Origin of the sequence: Stutzerimonas stutzeri (assembly GCF_000935215.1) — a bacterium.
Lineage (GTDB): Bacteria > Pseudomonadota > Gammaproteobacteria > Pseudomonadales > Pseudomonadaceae > Stutzerimonas.
The window spans coordinates 1-1471 of the sequence record NZ_JXXD01000356.1 but is presented as its reverse complement, the minus strand read 5'-3'; the positions used below and the strand labels follow the sequence as shown (position 1 = coordinate 1471).

At 67.3% G+C, this 1471-nt stretch carries 1 protein-coding gene; it reads left to right on the top strand.

The annotated features are described in order from the left end of the window. Positions 1 to 1471: LTA synthase family protein (locus LO50_RS23340; protein WP_044316527.1), on the top strand; the 1471-nt coding region annotated here is incomplete at both ends.

Genomic DNA, 1471 nt, shown 5'->3' with positions numbered 1-1471 from the left:
CTGATACTGGTCTGCGTGGTGGCTGCCCGCGGCACGCTGCGCCAGGGACCGCCGCTGCGTTGGGGCGATGCCTTTACCACCGAGTCGATGTTCGCCAATCACCTCGGCCTGAACGCGACACTGTCGCTGTATGACGCGGCGAAGAACCGCTTTTCCAGCCACCGCGACAATAGCTGGAAGGCGACACTGCCGGTGGCGGATGCGCAGGCTATCACCCGCGAGCTGCTGCTGACCGCCAACGACCGGTTGGTGGACGCCGAGCTGGCGCCGGTGCGCCGTGACTTCCAGCCGCCGGCGGACGGCCAGCTGGCGGTGCGCAACGTGGTGGTGATCCTCATGGAGAGCTTCGCCGGCCGCTATGTCGGCGCGCTCGGCAGTGCCGACGGCATCACGCCGAACTTCGACCGCCTGGCCGGCGAGGGGCTGTTGTTCGAGCGCTTCTTCGCCAACGGCACCCACACCCACCAGGGCATGTTCGCCAGCATGGCCTGCTTTCCCAACCTGCCGGGCTTCGAGTACCTGATGCAGACGCCCGAAGGCGGCCATCGCTTCTCCGGCCTGCCGCAGCTGCTCGGTGCGCGGGCGTTCGACGACGTTTACGTCTACAACGGCGATTTCGCCTGGGACAACCAGGCGGGGTTCTTCGGCAACCAGGGCATGAAGCGCTTCGTCGGCCGCAACGACTACGTGAATCCGGTGGTTTCCGACCCGACCTGGGGCGTTTCCGACCAGGACATGTTCACCCGCGCCGCCGAGGAGCTGGGCAAGCTGGATAACGGCGCGCCGTTCTATGCGCTGCTGCAGACGCTGTCCAACCACACGCCGTATGCGCTGCCCGAGCAGTTGCCGGTCGCTGCTGTCGAGGGGCATGGCGCGCTGGATCAGCATCTGACGGCGATGCGTTATTCGGACTGGGCGCTGGGGCAGTTCTTCGACAAGGTGCGTAACCAGCCTTGGTTCAAGCAGACCTTGTTCGTGGTGGTCGGCGACCACGGTTTCGGCGCGCCGGAGGAAGTCACCGAGATGGACTTGCTGCGCTTCCACGTGCCGCTGCTGCTGATCGCCCCGGGCGTCACCGAGCGTTTCGGCAGCCGTCGCGAGGTGGTCGGTACGCAGGTGGACGTGGTGCCGACCATCATGGGCCGCCTCGGTGGCGAGGTGCGTCATCAATGCTGGGGCCGCGATTTGCTCAGCCTGCCGGCGGACGATCCGGGTTTCGGCATCGTCAAGCCGTCGGGCAGCGACCAGACCGTGGCGCTGATCCGCGGTGATCGGGTGCTGGTACAGCCCAAGGAGCAGCCGGCGCGGCTGTATCGCTATCGCCTGGGCGGTGAACCGGCTGGCGAGCGGATCGCCGCTGCCGAGGATCAGCCGCAGCTGCTGCGCCAGCTGCACGCCTACCTGCAGACCGCCACCGCCAGCCTGCTGGCCAACACCAGCGGAGATCGCAGCGGCGAGGGCGAGTCGGAAG